15 protein-coding genes and 1 pseudogene are annotated in these 16,114 nt (G+C 60.0%); 3 read left to right on the forward strand and 13 right to left on the reverse strand.

The features are described 5' to 3' along the window. Positions 1–28: 28 nt before the first annotated feature. Both AC1DOG_RS22295 and AC1DOG_RS22300 read right to left on the reverse strand, forming a co-directional pair. A complete protein-coding gene (locus AC1DOG_RS22295) occupies positions 29–880 on the reverse strand; it encodes an extracellular catalytic domain type 1 short-chain-length polyhydroxyalkanoate depolymerase (RefSeq protein ID WP_477931118.1) in 852 nt (283 codons plus the stop codon). Beyond that, positions 877–1,359 carry an NUDIX hydrolase gene (locus AC1DOG_RS22300; protein WP_312471364.1) on the reverse strand — a complete coding sequence of 161 codons (483 nt, stop codon included), beginning with the start codon at positions 1,357–1,359 and terminating at the stop codon, positions 877–879. Before AC1DOG_RS22300 ends, AC1DOG_RS22295 begins: the two co-directional genes overlap by 4 nt. Before the next feature lie 73 nt (positions 1,360–1,432). On the opposite strand from AC1DOG_RS22300, the gene AC1DOG_RS22305 reads away from it, so the two are divergent. Both AC1DOG_RS22305 and AC1DOG_RS22310 read left to right on the forward strand, forming a co-directional pair. Next, positions 1,433–2,884, forward strand: coding sequence for a CHAD domain-containing protein (locus AC1DOG_RS22305; RefSeq protein WP_112944051.1), 1,452 nt, complete (start codon positions 1,433–1,435; stop codon positions 2,882–2,884). Between the two features lie 421 nt (positions 2,885–3,305). Beyond that, a complete protein-coding gene (locus tag AC1DOG_RS22310; protein WP_477931121.1) occupies positions 3,306–3,512 on the forward strand; it encodes a hypothetical protein in 207 nt (68 codons plus the stop codon). A gap of 43 nt (positions 3,513–3,555) precedes the next feature. On the opposite strand, the gene AC1DOG_RS22315 is transcribed toward AC1DOG_RS22310, so the two are convergent. From AC1DOG_RS22315 to AC1DOG_RS22345, 7 genes and pseudogenes are all read right to left on the reverse strand, one after another. Then, positions 3,556–4,014, reverse strand: coding sequence for a phage regulatory CII family protein (locus AC1DOG_RS22315; protein WP_477931123.1), 459 nt, complete (start codon positions 4,012–4,014; stop codon positions 3,556–3,558). Between the two features lie 726 nt (positions 4,015–4,740). Next, entirely contained in the window at positions 4,741–4,968 is a 228-nt protein-coding gene (locus tag AC1DOG_RS22320) for a hypothetical protein (protein ID WP_112944048.1), read from the reverse strand. Between the two features lie 392 nt (positions 4,969–5,360). After that, positions 5,361–6,765: pseudogene (locus AC1DOG_RS22325) on the reverse strand (sensor domain-containing diguanylate cyclase). A 273-nt stretch (positions 6,766–7,038) separates the two neighbouring features. Next, complete coding sequence (locus AC1DOG_RS22330; protein WP_112944047.1) at positions 7,039–8,085, reverse strand: sulfate/molybdate ABC transporter ATP-binding protein; 1,047 nt, start codon at positions 8,083–8,085, stop codon at positions 7,039–7,041. A 9-nt stretch (positions 8,086–8,094) separates the two neighbouring features. Next, positions 8,095–8,970, reverse strand: coding sequence for a sulfate ABC transporter permease subunit CysW (cysW, locus tag AC1DOG_RS22335; protein WP_477931125.1), 876 nt, complete (start codon positions 8,968–8,970; stop codon positions 8,095–8,097). Beyond that, a complete protein-coding gene (gene cysT, locus AC1DOG_RS22340) occupies positions 8,960–9,817 on the reverse strand; it encodes a sulfate ABC transporter permease subunit CysT (protein ID WP_026283490.1) in 858 nt (285 codons plus the stop codon). Before cysT ends, cysW begins: the two co-directional genes overlap by 11 nt. A gap of 8 nt (positions 9,818–9,825) precedes the next feature. Continuing rightward, positions 9,826–10,851, reverse strand: a complete 1,026-nt coding sequence (locus AC1DOG_RS22345) for a sulfate ABC transporter substrate-binding protein (RefSeq protein ID WP_477931127.1) — start codon at positions 10,849–10,851, stop codon at positions 9,826–9,828. 339 nt (positions 10,852–11,190) lie between these two features. Between AC1DOG_RS22345 and AC1DOG_RS22350 the strand changes: the two genes are divergently transcribed. Next, positions 11,191–12,234 (forward strand): NAD(P)-dependent alcohol dehydrogenase, encoded by a 1,044-nt coding sequence (locus tag AC1DOG_RS22350; RefSeq protein WP_112973753.1) that lies wholly within the window; start codon positions 11,191–11,193, stop codon positions 12,232–12,234. Between the two features lie 11 nt (positions 12,235–12,245). On the opposite strand, the gene AC1DOG_RS22355 is transcribed toward AC1DOG_RS22350, so the two are convergent. The 4 genes from AC1DOG_RS22355 to AC1DOG_RS22370 form a co-directional block, all read right to left on the reverse strand. Then, the gene (locus AC1DOG_RS22355; RefSeq protein ID WP_477931129.1) at positions 12,246–12,821 is read right to left on the reverse strand and encodes a DedA family protein; all 576 of its coding nucleotides are present in this window, start codon (positions 12,819–12,821) and stop codon (positions 12,246–12,248) included. 39 nt (positions 12,822–12,860) lie between these two features. Then, the gene (locus tag AC1DOG_RS22360; protein ID WP_477931131.1) at positions 12,861–14,228 is read right to left on the reverse strand and encodes an FAD-containing oxidoreductase; all 1,368 of its coding nucleotides are present in this window, start codon (positions 14,226–14,228) and stop codon (positions 12,861–12,863) included. Next, complete coding sequence (locus AC1DOG_RS22365) at positions 14,228–14,686, reverse strand: DUF4126 domain-containing protein (protein WP_113011083.1); 459 nt, start codon at positions 14,684–14,686, stop codon at positions 14,228–14,230. Before AC1DOG_RS22365 ends, AC1DOG_RS22360 begins: the two co-directional genes overlap by 1 nt. A gap of 95 nt (positions 14,687–14,781) precedes the next feature. Further along, on the reverse strand, positions 14,782–15,969 hold the full coding sequence (locus AC1DOG_RS22370) for an acyl-CoA dehydrogenase (RefSeq protein WP_477931133.1): 1,188 nt from the start codon (positions 15,967–15,969) through the stop codon (positions 14,782–14,784). Between the last annotated feature and the right edge of the window lie 145 nt (positions 15,970–16,114).

The following is a 16,114-nucleotide window of genomic DNA, read 5'->3' on the forward strand; positions in this document are numbered from 1 at the left end:
GACCGAGCCTAGCCGCTGCTTCAGTGTATCAAGCTCCTGCTGCCAAGCCACCATTGATCCAGACCAACCCGAAACCGACATCGAATTCCCTCCCGTCAAACACCAGAAGTGAATCACGATTTCGAGGCAAACGCAACTGTAGTACTAGGGCATTGCCCGGGTTGACCGTGCGATCTGCTGTCCCCTGCCAGATGCTGATCGGGGGCCAGGTGCGCCGATCGGGAAAGATGTCATTTATCCTCGCGCCCCAGCCATCCGCGGGCGGTGATGCGCCCGATTTCATCGCGCGAAGGGCCGACATAGCATCACGAACGGCGCCAACAGGCATTCCGGCCACAATAGCGGCGCCTGCAAACATATCCGGGTAGTTGGCGATCAACGCACCTGTCATTGCGCCACCGGCGGACAGGCCGACGACGTAAACGCGCGCTCGATCGGCACGATGCCGTTTCACGGCATGCTCAACCATCTGTTTGATCGACAGCAATTCGCCGCGATCGCGTGCGACCTCGCTCGGACGGAACCAGTTGAAACATTTTTGAGGATTGTTGGAATGGGTCTGCTCCGGATAGAGGAGAATGAACCCTCGGTCCTTTGCCAGCTTCGAAAAGTCGCTGGCGGCGTCCATGCTCTCCGGCGTCTGGCGGCAGCCATGAAGCACCACCACGAGCGCCGGCTTGTTCGCCAGATTGGTCGGCACGTAGGACTTCATCACAAGCCGGCCGGGATTGCTGCCGAAAGCCGGGGTGGTCTGGAGTGTCGGTCGCTTCGGCTTTGATGGGGTCCGCCGGGCCGGGCCCCATGTCTTGTCCAGCAAGCGTACAGCCTTGCGCTGGGTCTTCAACAATCGCTTCAGCGATCCGGTGAAGCCAAGTTTCAAAGGTCCATGTCCTGAAGCTTGGAGAGCAGAGCTTTCAGGCCAGGCTGCGCTGCATCGCGGATCGCGACTTTCAAGGGGAACCATTTCTGCTTGCGGGTGCTCTTCTCGGGAAAATCGGGTTTAGACCCGGCAACATGGAGAAGATGGACGCTGACATGGTAGTGATGTGGCGAACTGTCCTTGTGGTAGCTGAATGAACCGAAGGGTTTGGTCTCGACGGTGCCTATGACGCCCGCTTCCTCGAAGGATTCCCGCCCGGCGGCCTGGGCGGTCGTCTCGCCAGGGTCCAAATGTCCTTTCGGGACGCCCCATCGTCCGTTTCGCCGGCTTCCCACGAGCAAGATGCGCAACCGGCCACTTCCTTTTTTTCGATAGCAGATTGCGCCAGCCTGCTGGATGTCGCGTGCAATGGCAATTTTCGCGGTGGATTGGTCGTCACAGAAAAGCATGGCTGTTCTAGATTTTTCCCTGTCTTTCATCAGATTGCTGTAGCACCGAACTATGACAGTCAGGTCTGCGTTGAAATGGTTCCTCTAACAGTCGGAGTCCAACTTGTCGCCCGAAACCGAAATCAAGCTCGACCTGTCACAAGAAGCCCTCGATGCCCTGGTTGGTTCCGATCTTCTCGGGGAACCCGACAAGGTTCTCGATCAGCGATCTACCTATTTCGATACCGCTGACCGCAGGCTCTGGAAGGAAGGCTATACCTTGCGCATCAGGCAGGTCGGGGAGACCAGGACGCAGACGGTCAAAGCGACGGGGCCAAGCCTATCCCTGTTTGCACGGTCTGAATGGGAGACGCCAATCGAGGGCGACGAACCCGTTCTCGATCACACGAGCCCGCTGCTTGGGGAGTTCGGCGGCGATGTGAAGCTCGAACCCGTGTTCGACGTCGTGATCGCGAGACGGCTCTGGAACGTGGTGGAGAATGGCTCACGTATAGAGGTGGTTCTCGATGAGGGTGACGCCATCTCCGGTGACCGCCGTTCTGCGATCAGAGAGGTCGAGATCGAGCTGAAGGAGGGACGCCCGAGCGATCTGTTCGTTTTCGCCCGGAAGATTGATGCCGTGGCCAGATTCCGGTTCAGCGTGCGGTCGAAGGCCGAGCGTGGCTTCGTCCTCGCCGGCGCGCAAAAGACGGTTGTCAAGGCCGAGCCGGTCTATTTGGAGCGGAGCATGAATGCCGTGGCGGCATTCAGGGCGATTGCGCTCGCATGCGTTCGCCAGTTCAGGCTCAACGAGGATATCCTGCTACAGCGCCGAAATCCGGAAGCCCTTCACCAGACAAGGGTGGCGATCCGCCGACTGCGATCCGCCCTCTCGTTGTTCAAGAGCGTTCTGCCGGGTGACGAGCCGGAAAGACTGAGCCAGGAGTTGCGCTGGCTCGCCGCGGTCCTCGGCGAGGCCCGCAATATCGACGTTCTCTTGGCAAAGGCATCCGACATCGATCTCGTCTCCAAGCTCAAGACAGCACGTGCGGCCACCTATCATGATGCCATCGATGCCTTAGGGTCTTCGCGAGTGCATGCTCTGATGCTTGATATGATCAATTGGCTGGAGTGTGGCGACTATCTCCCCGGCAATGGGCCAGTATCGCCAGATGTGCCGAGCGTACAGGACTTTGCCGCACGCGCGCTGGAAAAACAGCGCAAGCGCCTTAAGAGGGATGGAAGCGCACTTGCCAAGGCAGACGACGAGCACAGGCACGATGTCCGCAAGGATGCGAAGAAGCTTCGATATGCCGCTGAGTTCTTCGCGTCGCTCTTCGACGACAAGCGCGGCGTACGGCGACGCAAGAAATTTCTGGCTGCGATCGAGGCACTTCAGGAAGAACTGGGTGCGTTGAACGATCTCGTAACGAGCCCGGAGGTCCTGAAAAAGCACGGCCTTGCCGACCACCCCGCAAGCGGCAGTGTTGTCTCCGATCGCGATAAGGCAGGATTGCTCGGAAAGGCACAGTCTGCGGTGGACGAGATGCTCGATATCAAGCGCTTCTGGCGATAGCCGCGCGCCATCGTGGTTGCGAACCTTTAGAGTGAAGCTTGCGAGCCCGCATAGTTGCAGGCGAGGTTTGCGCCCGATGCGGATATGCTTTGCCAACTTGGTGTCGCCAACGATGAGTTTCAGCACGTCGCCCCACCGGCTGATTAGGGATCAGCGCAAGGCAACCAGAACACCATCAGGCTCACATTCGTGGTGATGACGGCAAGCTGCAGCGAGGTCCTACGCAATCGCTGGCGACAGACCCCGAACTGTCTGGAAACCGCGCAGGCACCGAGCAACGCGTGCCCCGCAAGATGCCGGCCAACGAGGGCGTCAAAAATCCGCTCATCGTTTTGATGTCGAAGGCACAGAGGCTCGACTAACAGGCATTCAAATCTCATTGGTTGCCATGTTTGAAATATCTGACCCACTGCGGAACTACATGCGCGTCGTACGCATCCTCAACGTCTATAAGCGCAGGGTGATCGTCCTTTCTGACAAGGTTGCAAAGACGTCCGGCCAGAAGAAAATCCTCCATGCCGGCAAGCTGAAGGCGGCTGAGGCCGAAATAGCCTGCCTTCTGCGGGAAGGAGACGATCATCTAACGAGGCTGCGTGAAGCATGGCATAAAAAAGGTAAAACCGGCTGATCGTGCATCGGCAACACTACAGCGACACTTCTTCGCCACGGCCTTAATCGACATCAAAACCCTTGCGATGCTGCAGCTGGATCCGGAGCGATGCGAGCGCGCGCTCCGTTTCGTCTATCTTGCTTTGCACCAGTGCTCCCTGCCTAGGGTCAAGGCCGCCTCCGGCCATTGCGGCATCGATGATCTCAAGCACGTCTGCCGCGCCGACGACGACCTTGGTTGCGCCACGTTCGATGGAAGGTTCAAACTCGCCGGCCATAGGTCGTTCGGCTGCCGTAAACTTCGTTCCATCAAGGAGATAGGCCAGGAGCCTCGGATCGGGCACAGCTCGCAGGAGTTCGCGGACTTCGTCGGGCGAGAAGCTCGTTCTCGCGATAAGCCGTGAATGCAAAGTGGCATAGCTCATCTTGAGAGACCGAGCGGCGTCCTCCACCCGAGGTCGTTTCTCAATAACGAGGATCGTGTAGACGATACTGGCGAACTCTTGGCCACGATCTCCCATCATTGTCCTCCGTAAAAAGGCATTCGTACGTTTGGATGGCGCTGCCGCCAACTGATAAATATGGCCTATACGCCTGTCGCACCCACCAATGCGACGGGATCCCGCCGTCCGGCTGGACTAACGAGGCAGGAGGCGCCGGGGACTTGCCCGAACCACGCTAAACCAGAAAGAGCCATGCTTTGACCGGCGGTGTTTACTGCAAGGGCGACCTGTCAATGTCGGTCGAGACGCTGCAGCGACGGCGCGACCGCGGCGCTTTGCCAGTAGTGACCTTCGTGTCTCTGCTCGGACCCGTTGCCGTCCCAGACCGCAAACAAGGTGAGTTCACGACGACGCTGGTATGTTGTGACAGAAGTTGGCGAGATCAGCTCCCACAGCGAGTGCCGTCACTATCCATTAGCTCCCGATCTTCGGGACTGCAGATCGGTGCCTATCTTGGTGAGGCCTTCGACGATCCGCGGCTCTATTCGGATTTGCCTCGTTCGAAGTTGCTGCGCCAAAACCGTCGGGCGTCAAGATCGAAGTGCAGTCCGGGCGAATATGGCGGAGATCGATTGAAGTTGAGCACGCAGTAGCTTTCCTCTTGCCATTCTTGATGCGAGGTGCCGCAAGACTAAGCGGACTGATCATCGGCGGGGAAGTACGCAACAGTAAACGATCGCGTAAATGCAGAACCGCGACTTGGCTGCGATTGGGAAGGAGGTCGTCATCGAATAGGGGCCTCACCTACTCAGCAGCGATCCTGAGTTCCGCCGCAACGGCATCAAACAGCTCGACCGGAGCGATTATCTCGAAGTCGTCGACCATGTGATGCTGGTCGGATCCGGGAACGGCGAGCGTCCAGTAGTCAGGCTCTTTGCCGAAGATGGTGGAGACCTGAACGATGGTTGCTCGTCCCCTTGCATGCTTGCTTGATCGCGCCCAGTAGAACGCGTCCGGGATCAAACTCGTCATCACACCTACTCCCCCACAGAAGAAGCGACGATACCAGAAATTTTGCGAAAGACCATCGCTGCCGTTTGACGGCTAGCGTACAATCAACCGATCTCTGGTCGCAATCGCCGAGGACCAAGCTATGTCTCGTATTTCGTTGACTTGTCGGTCGACGTTCAAATTGCGAACATATCTTCCGGCATGCGAACTGTGTCTCGCAAAGACGAGATCGGATGGCGTGGGCGTGCCTGCTAGTTGCCTTGGCCGCTCGCGGTCGTTGCGTCTTGGTCGGGTGCCGCCGGCCGCTTAGACGCTCAGTGCTGCAGCTCTATTTTGATCTGGTAGGCCTTCACCCGCCCTAAGGATCAGCACCTGTAACAAACGAGACCTTGTCACCATGGCAAGACCTGAGCCTAGGCGCTCGCCCTTGCCAGAGCGGAGCTGGTGTTCGCGCGACGCGCCCGCTTCTGTTCGTACATCGCCAGATCGGCGCGCCGGACCATCGCTTCCATCGTCTCGCCTTCTTCACTGGTGGCATGGCCGACCGAAATGTCGAGTGGAGCATTGGAATAGAACTGGTTGTTGATTTTGAGGAGCTCCTGAATAGTCTCCAGCATGGCCAATGCTGCCTGTCGGTCGGCTCCGGGCATAAGAACCGCGAACTCGTCGCCGCCGATGCGGGCTGCGTGGTTCGGCATGGACACAGCGCCGTTCAGGACTTCGCCGACACGGCGCAGCAGCGCGTCGCCTGCATCGTGGCCCCGTTGGTCGTTGGCGACCTTCAATCCGTCGAGATCAATAATCAAGGCTGATACCGGCCGCAGTGGCTTACGTTGTAGGCGGTTGAGCTCATCCATGTAAAAAGCACGGTTGTGCAGCTTGGTGAGGACGTCATGCTTGCCGAGATATTCAAGATAGGCCTCGGCCTTCTTGCGGGCGGTGATATCGGTCAAGGCGACTTGGACGCGTGACCAGTCGCTTTCGTGGCCTGGAAAGACCGAAAACTGCAAGAGCACATGTCTCTCCGAACCGTCCAGCGCGTAGTTTATGACCTCGCGTTGGTGAAAGAGATTGCCATTCCATAGCTCGATCAATTGCTCGCGAAATGTCTTTTCCATCTCGTCACGGAAAATGTTTGCGATGCCATGGAGGAGGGTGGTGCGATCCGGCGCGCTGAAGAGAACAAGTGTCGCCTTGTTGACGTCGATCACGCTGATCTCGCTCATGCATTGCGTTACGAATTCCGGATGGACGTCTGTAAATACACGAAAATCAACGATGCCGCGACTGCGCACGTCTTCAACCAACGCTTTAACGCGACTGAAATCCTCGATCCATAGCGACACGGGCGAATGTTCGAAAATACCCTCGGCATAGAAACGGTTTTCTTGTTCGGCACGACGTGCGTGCTCTCGCGCGCTGACATCCTCGGTGGTGATCAGCACCCGCCCGAGCGTCTTTTCATGGCCGGGCAGGACGGGCCCTCGCAGCTGTATGTCGAGGCGGCGACCCGAAAGTGTAATTGACGGCGCTGCCGTCAAATTCGAGGCTGCCGTCCCAAAGGGAGGCAAGCTCGTTGACATGGCTTTGAAGCATCTCGTCACGGAAGATGGAAGAGAGGTTTTCTGTCAGATGCTCCTGGCTGTCGGCTTCGAAAAGGTCGAGCGTCTTCTGGTTGACGCGCAAGATCCGGATCCGTTGCGAGCAGGCCGCGACGCGGTTCACATCCTCGTTCAGGAAGCTTCTGATATCGGTGATGCCAGCCCGTCTCCAGTCTGAAAACTGAGCTGCTACTGCGCTGAAATCCTCGATCCACATGGCAATCGGCGCCAGATCGAAAATGTCGAAGTCAGAAGCAATGCTTGTTATGGCCAAAGTCTTTCAATGCGATCAGCGGTCACACCATCGCCTGCAGCGACAGCCCAATCATTCTACGGCGTAATTCTAAAGCTGAGCTTGACGACAATGGGGATAACGGAAGCGCATGTCAGATTTTCATGGCTCGCCCTGCCTGAAGGTGTCGGCCGCACGGGGGCGGAAACGAAAAGAACGGCAATTTGCCGTTCTCCCCGTCCCGGACAGTTTTACGGATCAGCGCTTGGCAGATCTGAACAGTTTCCAGCGCGAGGGCCGAAACGCAATTCCGCCTTGGGCAAGGCTGCCCGCAGCTGCCGGTGGCAGTTCAAGCTCGATCGGCGGATGTCCTTGGCCTATATCGACCTCGACATGGCGGGTGCCGGCAACCCGGCGGCTGGTCGTCACGACGCCGGAAATGGAACCGTCGCCATTGCGAATTTCRATGTCGTGCGGCCGAAAGTAGAGGCTCGCCTCACCATCGGGCTCGCCGTCTGCGCGGATGCCGAGGGCTCGGCCGTCGAACCAGATGTCGCCGTTTAATACTTTGACGTCAAGACAGTTCGACTGGCCGACGAAGCCGAAGACGAAGGGGGAATTGGGGTGATCGTAGACGTCGTCTGGTGTGCCGACCTGTTCGATCGCGCCCTGGCTCATCACGACCACACGGTCTGCGAGCTCCATGGCCTCGTCCTGGTCGTGAGTGACGAAGACGGTCGTGTGTCCGGTCCTGTCGTGTATTTCACGAAGCCATTTTCGAAGGTCCTTGCGGACCTGGGCGTCGAGCGCGCCGAACGGCTCGTCAAGGAGCAGGACGTTGGGTTCCACCGCCATTGCGCGCGCGAGCGCCACGCGCTGCCGCTGGCCGCCTGACAGCTGTGCGGGGTAGCGCTTTTCCAGGCCGGGAAGCTGGACGAGGTCGAGCAGTTCCAGCGCCCGCCTGCGGATCTCGTGTTTTGGAGGGCGGCGCGAGGCATGGCGCACCTTCAGGCCGAAGGCGACATTGTCGAGCACCGTCATGTGACGAAACAGCGCGTAATGCTGGAACACGAAGCCGATATTGCGCTCCTGAACACTCTTGCGCGATGCATCCTCGTCGCCGAAATAGATCAGGCCATCCGTCGGGCTTTCGAGCCCGGCGATGAGCCTGAGCAAGGTCGTTTTGCCAGAGCCCGACGGACCAAGCAGCGCGATCAGCTCGCCGGAGCGGATGTCGAGCGACACGTCATGCAGAGCCGGAAATCGATCGAATTCCTTGCGTAGGTTTTGAACACGAACTTCCATTCTAATTCCTCAGTGCCGCCGGCTCGCGGCGATTTCATCGCTATAACGCATTTCCAGCAAGGTCTTCAAAACAAGGGTGACGAGTGCGAGCAGCGCAAGCAGGGTGGCAACGGCAAATGCCCCGGTGAAATTATACTCGTTGTAGAGGATTTCCACCTGTAGCGGCATGCTGTTGGTCTGGCCGCGAATATGGCCGGAAACCACCGAGACAGCGCCGAACTCGCCCATAGCGCGGGCGTTGCAAAGCAGAACGCCGTAGAGCAGCCCCCATTTGATGTTTGGCAAGGTCACGTGCCAGAAGGTCTGCCAGCCGCTGGCCCCAAGCGAGATCGCCGCCTCTTCATCACCGGTCCCTTGTTCCTGCATGAGCGGGATGAGCTCGCGGGCGACGAAGGGGAAGGTGACGAACATGGTCGCCAGGATCAGCCCTGGAACCGCGAAGAGGATCTTGATGCTGTGGGCACTCAGCCATTGGCCAAGATAGGTGTTAGCGCCGAGCAGCAGTACGAAGACCAGACCCGATATGACCGGCGAGACCGAGAAGGGTAAGTCGATCAGCGTTGTCAGGAAGGCCTTGCCCTTGAACTCGAACTTGGCGATTGCCCAAGCGGCGGCAACGCCGAAGACGACGTTCAACGGCACGCTGATGCCAGCGACGATCAGGGTCAGTCGGATGGCGGAAAAGGTTTCCGCGTCCTGCAGGGCCGTGAAGAATGCGGTCGGCCCTTTTCGGAATGCTTCGACGAACACGGCTGTGAGCGGCAGGATCAGGATCAGTGTCAGGAACAGCAGGGAGGCGACGATCAGCGTCCACCGCGCCCATCGATGCTCGGTGACGACGGAGCGCACTTTCGCGGCGGGGGAAGCTTGGATCTCATGCGCCATTGCCATACCTCCGTCTGCTCCAGCTCTGGATAAGGTTGATCACGAGAAGCATGGCGAAGGATAGCACCAGCATGACGGCGGCTATACCGGTGGCGGCCGCGTAGTTGTATTCTTCCAGCTTGATGACAATCAGCAGCGGTGCGATCTCCGATTTAAACGGCAGGTTGCCGGCGATGAAGATGACCGATCCGTACTCACCGACGCCCCGTGCGAAGGCCAACGCGAAACCCGTGAGAACCGCCGGCGCGAGGCCAGGCAAGAGAACCCGGGTGATCGTCTGCAGACGGTTGGCGCCGAGCGTGGCGGCGGCCTCCTCGACCTCCTTGTCGATCTCCTCCATCACAGGCTGCACCGTGCGCACCACAAAGGGCAGGCCGACGAAGACGAGTGCCACGACGATGCCGACAGGGGTGAAGGCGATCTTGATGCCGAGCGGCGTCAGGAACTGGCCAAGCCAGCCGTTGGGCGCATAGAGCGTCGCAAGCGCGATGCCGGCGACGGCGGTCGGCAGCGCGAAGGGCAGGTCGACCATGGCGTCGATGATGCGCTTGCCGGGAAAGCGGTAACGCACCAGTACCCAGGCGAGGACGATGCCGAAGACGACGTTGACGCAGGCAGCCGCAAAGGCGGTGCCGAAGCTGATCCGCAGCGCGTTCACGGTGCGGGCATCAATGGCGATCGACCAGAATTTCTCCCAGCCGAGTTCGCTCGAACGCCATGCCAGGCCCGAGAGGGGGATGAGGATAAGAAGGGTGAGCCAGATCAAGGTAAAGCCGAGTGCCATTCCAAATCCTGGAATGACACTCGGCCGCCTGAACCGCCACCGCGTGGGGCTATGTGCTCTCATGCGATGTATTATTGTGCCGGCTTGTAGATTTGGTCAAACACGCCGCCATCGCCGAAGAATTTCGGCTGCGCTTCCTTCCAGCCGCCGAAATCGTCGATCGTAGCAAGCGTCAGCTTCGGGAAGCGGGCGATATCGGCAGGGTCGGCTGCTTCAGGCTTGATCGGGCGGTAATAGTGCTTGGCCGCGATCTTCTGGCCCTCGTCGGAATAGAGGTAGTTCAGATAGGCCTCGGCGACTTTGCGCGTGCCCTTTTTGTCGACATTGCCATCGACTACGGCGACTGGCGGGTCTGCACGGATCGAGAAGCTCGGGGTCACGATCTCAAACTGATCGGGGCCGAGTTCTTCGAGCGAGAGATAGGCTTCATTTTCCCAGGCAAGAAGCACGTCACCCAGCCCGCGCTGGACGAAAGTGGTCGTCGCGCCGCGCGCGCCGGTGTCGAGAACGGGAACGTGCTGAAGCAGGCTCGTCACATAGGCCTGAGCCTTCGCTTCATCGCCTCCGTTTGCCTGCTTGGCCCAAGCCCAGGCAGCCAGGAAGTTCCAGCGCGCGCCGCCCGATGTTTTCGGGTTTGGCGTGATCACCTGGACATCGTCCTTTACGAGATCGGCCCAGTCCTTGATGCCCTTCGGATTGCCCTTGCGCACCAGGAATACGATGGTGGAGGTGTAAGGTGTCGAGTTGTTTGGGAGCTTGCTCTTCCAGTCGGCGGGGATCTTGCCGGTCTTCTGGGCGATCGCGTCAATGTCACCTTCGAGAGCGAGCGTCACGACGTCGGCGTCGAGACCATCGATGACCGATCGCGCCTGAGCGCCGGAGCCTCCATGCGACGCCTGGATCGCCACGGCCTCGCCGGTGTCCTTCTGCCACTTCTGTGCGAAGGCGGCGTTAAAATCCTTATAGAGTTCCCGTGTCGGATCGTAGGATACGTTGAGAAGCGTCTGATCGGCAAAAGCTGGTGCGACAGCGCCGATGGCGAAACTGCCTGCCAAAACCGCGGCCGCGAAAAGCCGGGTAATCCGTTGTGCGTGCATGGGGAACCTCCTTCGTTTGTGATCCAAACTCTACCAAGTTGGTCGTATAATGAAACGAAGATTGTTTCTGTTCCATGCGGCGGTTCCGGAATGGCGTGCCATTTCGTCCGCAGTTTTGAAATGATTGTGCTGTCGAACCTGCGCGACTGGTGGCTGCGATTTGACTCTCGGACGTTAGGACTGGCCACGTTTTTAAAACAACCTGCGAGCAGACGCGGGCATTCCATCGCGCCATGAGCAAAAGCCTCGGCGATGGAATTGAAATCCGCCGTGTTCGGCGATTATAGTCCGCCGACGCCGCGCTCGACTCGCGCGGGGAGGCAAGGGAAGGAACATGCAATGACCAAAGTCCGCGCACTGGTGCTGGAACGCCAGCATGAGCTCGCTATCCGCGAAATCGATCTGCCTATGGAAACCGGGCCGGGCGAGGTCAAGATCAAGATACACACGGTCGGCGTATGCGGCTCCGACGTTCACTATTACACGCACGGCAAGATCGGCCCCTTCGTCGTCAACGAGCCGATGGTGCTCGGGCACGAGGCGGCTGGTACCGTCGTCGAGGTTGGCGCCGGCGTCACACATCTGAAGGTCGGCGATCGCGTCTGCATGGAACCGGGCATTCCCGATCCGAACTCGAAGGCAAGCCGGCTCGGCATGTACAATGTCGATCCGGCCGTCTCCTTCTGGGCAACTCCGCCCGTTCATGGCGTGCTCACGCCCGAAGTCGTTCATCCCGCCAACTACACGTTCAAGCTGCCTGACAATGTGAGCTTCGCCGAAGGCGCCATGGTCGAGCCTTTCGCCGTCGGCATGCAGGCGGCTACCAAGGCGAAGATCGCGCCGGGCGACACCGCCGTCGTGCTCGGTGCCGGCCCGATCGGCACGATGGTTGCCATCGCAGCACTCGCCGGTGGCTGCGCTCGTGCGATCGTGGCCGATCTCGCCCAGCCGAAGCTCGATATCGCCGCCCAGTATCAGGGCGTGATCCCGGTCAATATCCGCGAGACCAACCTCGTCGAGGAAGTCTCGCGGCTGACGGACGGATGGGGCGCCGATGTGATCTTCGAATGCTCCGGTTCGCCGAAGGCCTGGGAAACGATCATGGATCTTGCGCGTCCCGGCGGCGTCATCGTTGCCGTCGGTCTGCCGGTCAACCCAATCGGCTTCGACGTCTCGACTGCGTCGACCAAGGAAATCCGCATAGAAACGGTGTTCCGCTACGCGCATCAGTATGAGCGGTCGATTGCGCTGCTCGGCTCCGGTCGCGTTGATCTGAAGCCTCTGATTTCCGAGACCTTCGGCTTCCAAGACTCCATCAAGGCTTTCGACCGCGCGGTCGAAGCGCGCCCGAGCGATGTGAAGCTGCAGATCGTGATGGACTAGGTGCCTGTCGGCTAGCTCGTGCTAGCCGACACTTTCCTAAAAGCCTTTCGGAAGACAAGGGCCGCGCCAGCCACGATGGCCGCGGCCCCGACCCCGATGAAGAGGTGATGATGCAGCGGCAGACGACCGAGGATCTGCTCGACCCCGTGTCCGAAGAGATAGCCGAGCGCCGTAAACAGCTGTCCCCATACAAGCGCCGCGATCGCATTCAACATCACGAACTTTCCGGTCGAGATTCGCGTCGTGCCGATCACGATCGGACTGATCGTCCTCAAGCCGACGAGAAAGCGGAATGCAAGGATGAAACCTGTCGGATAGCGCTCAAGAAGCGACGTCACCTGGGCCAGCGTCGGCGTCTCCATCAGCCGGCGGACAACGTGCCAGCGGGCCGCATAGCGGCCGGCGAAGAACCACATCTGGTCTCCGGCGAATGAACCCGCCGACGCCATCAGCGAGGCCGACCAATAGGTGAGCAGCCCGCGATGGGAGATGATGCCGCCGAGGAAGGCCGCGGTCTCACCCTCGAATGCGGTGCCGAGGAAGATCGCGACAATCCCATAGTGTTCGATCAGATGTTCTATGGACACGATTCGTCCCCCGCCGTTTGTGGCCTGCTGCCGTGAAGGCTACACGTTCTTGAGGTCGCCAAGCAATGTCGGGATCAATTCGGACACTGTCGGATGAATCGGTACGGCCCACTTCAGCTCGGGATAGGTCGTTCCGGCATTCATCGCGTCGATGAAACCATGGATTGCCTCGTCCCCCTCTATGCCGAGAATGGCGGCGCCGAGGATCTGCTTGGTTTGCGCGTCGGCGATCACCTTCATCAAGCCCATCGTCTCGCCCCGCTCCTTGGCACGGCCGACTTTGGCCATCGGCCGGGTCGAGATCATGATCTCGCGACCCGATGCGCGCGCCTGCTTTTCCGATATGCCGACGCGACCGAGCGGCGGGTCGATATAAAGCGCATAGGCGAGGATGCGGTCGCTGAGCTTGCGATCCTCGCCGTCGAGCAGGTTGGCCGCTGCAATCTCGAAGTCGTTGTAGGACGTATGCGTGAAGGCGCCGTGGCCATTGCAGTCGCCAAGCGCCCAGATACCGTCGACATTGGTTGCGAGCTTGTCGTCAACGGTGATGTAGCCACGCTTGTCGGCGGCGACGCCGGCACGATCGAGGCCGAGATCGTCGGTATTCGGCACACGGCCGGTTGCGATCAGCACATGGCTCGCCATGATCTCGGCGATGCCGTCGGCGACCGAGACTTCGATGCCGTCCGGCTTGTTCTTAAACGCGATACGGTCCGCGTCCGTGTGGACCATAATTCCCTCGGCGCGCAGAATGTCGGCAATCGCGTCTGAGATATCGTCATCCTCTCGCGAAGCGAGCTTGGGGCCACGCTCGACGACCGTAACCTCGGCGCCGAAGCGGCGATACATCTGCGCGAACTCAAGGCCGATATAGCTTCCGCCAATGACCACCAGATGCCGGGGCAGCGTGTCCAGCGCGATGATCGACGTGCTGGTCAAATAGTCGATGTCGTCGATACCCGGCATATCGGGAATGGCCGGTCGTGCGCCGACGTTGAGATAGATGCGCTGCGCGGTCAGCAGCTCGCCGTTGACACTGATCGTCCGTTCGCTTTCGAAGCGCGCATGACCGTAGATTAAGGTGACGCCGTCCATGCCCGCGAACCAGCTGATCAGGCCGTTGCGGGCCTCCATGGTCACTGTCTCGGCTCGCTTGCGCACGATCGCCATGTCGATGCCGATATCGCCCGGGATTGTCACGCCGTAGCCGCCGGCATTGCGGGCCACATAGGCGGCGCGGGCGCTGGCGACGAGGGTCTTGGTCGGCATGCAGCCTGCGTTGACGCATGTGCCGCCGAGATACTTGCGCTCGATCAGCGCGACCTTCATGCCCTTCTCCGCCATCCGGGCAGCGAGGAAGGGGCCGGATTGGCCGGCGCCGACAACGATGGCGTCGAAGCTGCGCATCAGACCGACGCCACAATCAGGATCGCGCCGACAATGGCGACCGCGTCCTCAAGAATCGCCGCGGGCGGATCTCTTCGAAAAGCGCTCGCCAGCTTGCCGCGCGCCGCGGCACCACCAAGCGTGCCCGAGACCGCGCCCAGAATGCCGGCGATGAGCCCTGGTATCAACGATCCGCCTGCGGCGCCGATGGTAGCACCTGACAGCGCGCCCATGATCAGCCGCGCGCCGAACTGCATCGGTACTTTTCTTGAGGGCGTGGATGGCAATTGATCCGTCACCAGTTCGACCAGCGCCAGCAGTGTGAAAATCCACGGGGTCCAGCGATAGCCCATGAAGGCGAGCGGTGTCTGAGACACATCGAACCAGCCGAGTGCTGCGCCCCAGGCGACGGCCGCGGGCGCAGTCAGCGCGCGCAGCCCGGCGATGATGCCGATCAGAAATGCGAGAAATAGAAGCATGCGCAATCCCCCATCGCAGCGCAGGCTCTCCCCGCGACAAGCGAAAACTTGCACATTGTCGGGTCCGTTGCAATTTGGCGGAGAAGAATTCTCGATCAGTTCGAGAACGCCGCTATTCCCGTTATGGCGCGGCCGAGGATCAGCGCGTGAATGTCGTGCGTGCCCTCATAGGTGTTTACCACCTCCAGGTTGACGAGATGGCGGGCGACGCCGAATTCATCGGATATGCCGTTGCCTCCAAGCATGTCGCGCGCCATTCGGGCGATWTCGAGCGCCTTGCCGCAGGAATTGCGTTTGAGAATCGAGGTAAGCTCGACGGGCGGGTGGCCGTCTTCCTTCATCCGGCCGAGGCGCAGGCAGCCCTGCAGCCCGAGCGTGATCTCGGTCGCCATGTCGGCGAGCTTCCTCTGGATCAACTGATTGGCGGCGAGCGGCCGGTCGAACTGCTTGCGGTCGAGTGTGTATTGCCGCGCCCGCGCATAGCAATCTTCGGCGGCGCCGAGCGCGCCCCAGGCAATCCCGAAACGGGCCGAGTTGAGGCAGGTGAATGGACCCTTCAGGCCGGAGACGTTTGGCAACAGGTTCTCTTCCGGCACGAAGACGCCATCCATCACAACTTCGCCCGTTATGGAGGCGCGAAGGCCGATTTTGCCGTGAATGGCAGGCGCCGTCAGGCCCTTCCATCCCTTTTCGAGGATGAAGCCACGGATCACGCCGTCTTCGGTCTTCGCCCAAACCACGAAGACGTCGGCGATCGGCGCGTTCGATATCCACGTCTTGGCACCGGAAAGACTGTAGCCGCCGTCGACCTTTTTCGCACGCGTCGCCATCGATCCGGGGTCGGAGCCATGGTTGGGTTCGGTAAGGCCGAAGCAGCCGATCCATTCGCCGGTGGCGAGTTTCGGCAGATATTTCTGCTTCTGCGCTTCGGATCCAAAGGCATCGATCGGCACCATGACCAGCGAGGACTGGACGCTCATCATCGAGCGGTAGCCGCTGTCGACCCGCTCGACCTCGCGGGCGATCAGCCCGTAAGCGACATATCCGAGACCCGCGCCGCCATATTCGGGCGATATCGTCGGGCCGAGGAGGCCGAGTTCGCCCATTTCGCGAAAGATGCGCGGATCGGTTTTCTCGTGGCGGAAGGCTTCGAGCACACGCGGCGCAAGCTTTTCCTGCGCGTAGGAGTGCGCAGTGTCGAGCACCATGCGCTCCTCGTCCGTCAACTGCTCGACAAGCCGGAACGGATCGGACCAGTCGAAACTCTCGCGGGTGTACTGCATGGTTCATCCTCCTTGATCCATCGGCATTTCGCGGACGCTCTTGGGATACTGCCGGGGCGAGGGAGCGTCAACACGCGCCGCCCTCTGTGTTACTCTCGACTGCGCGCGATCATGACATAGCTATCTCTCGGTGAGCCCTGAATGG

It is taken from the genome of Rhizobium sp. 01N48 (assembly GCF_056399145.1).

What these genes read in the sequence shown, in the direction of transcription:
- AC1DOG_RS22300 (WP_312471364.1), bottom strand. Translation starts at nt 1,359, where the DNA reads ATGAAAGACAGGGAAAAATCTAGAACAGCCATGCTTTTCTGTGACGAC.
- AC1DOG_RS22310 (WP_477931121.1), top strand. Translation starts at nt 3,306, where the DNA reads ATGCGCGTCGTACGCATCCTCAACGTCTATAAGCGCAGGGTGATCGTC.
- AC1DOG_RS22315 (WP_477931123.1), bottom strand. Translation starts at nt 4,014, where the DNA reads ATGGGAGATCGTGGCCAAGAGTTCGCCAGTATCGTCTACACGATCCTC.
- AC1DOG_RS22320 (WP_112944048.1), bottom strand. Translation starts at nt 4,968, where the DNA reads ATGACGAGTTTGATCCCGGACGCGTTCTACTGGGCGCGATCAAGCAAG.
- cysW (WP_477931125.1), bottom strand. Translation starts at nt 8,970, where the DNA reads ATGGCGCATGAGATCCAAGCTTCCCCCGCCGCGAAAGTGCGCTCCGTC.
- cysT (WP_026283490.1), bottom strand. Translation starts at nt 9,817, where the DNA reads ATGAGAGCACATAGCCCCACGCGGTGGCGGTTCAGGCGGCCGAGTGTC.
- AC1DOG_RS22345 (WP_477931127.1), bottom strand. Translation starts at nt 10,851, where the DNA reads ATGCACGCACAACGGATTACCCGGCTTTTCGCGGCCGCGGTTTTGGCA.
- AC1DOG_RS22350 (WP_112973753.1), top strand. Translation starts at nt 11,191, where the DNA reads ATGACCAAAGTCCGCGCACTGGTGCTGGAACGCCAGCATGAGCTCGCT.
- AC1DOG_RS22360 (WP_477931131.1), bottom strand. Translation starts at nt 14,228, where the DNA reads ATGCGCAGCTTCGACGCCATCGTTGTCGGCGCCGGCCAATCCGGCCCC.
- AC1DOG_RS22365 (WP_113011083.1), bottom strand. Translation starts at nt 14,686, where the DNA reads ATGCTTCTATTTCTCGCATTTCTGATCGGCATCATCGCCGGGCTGCGC.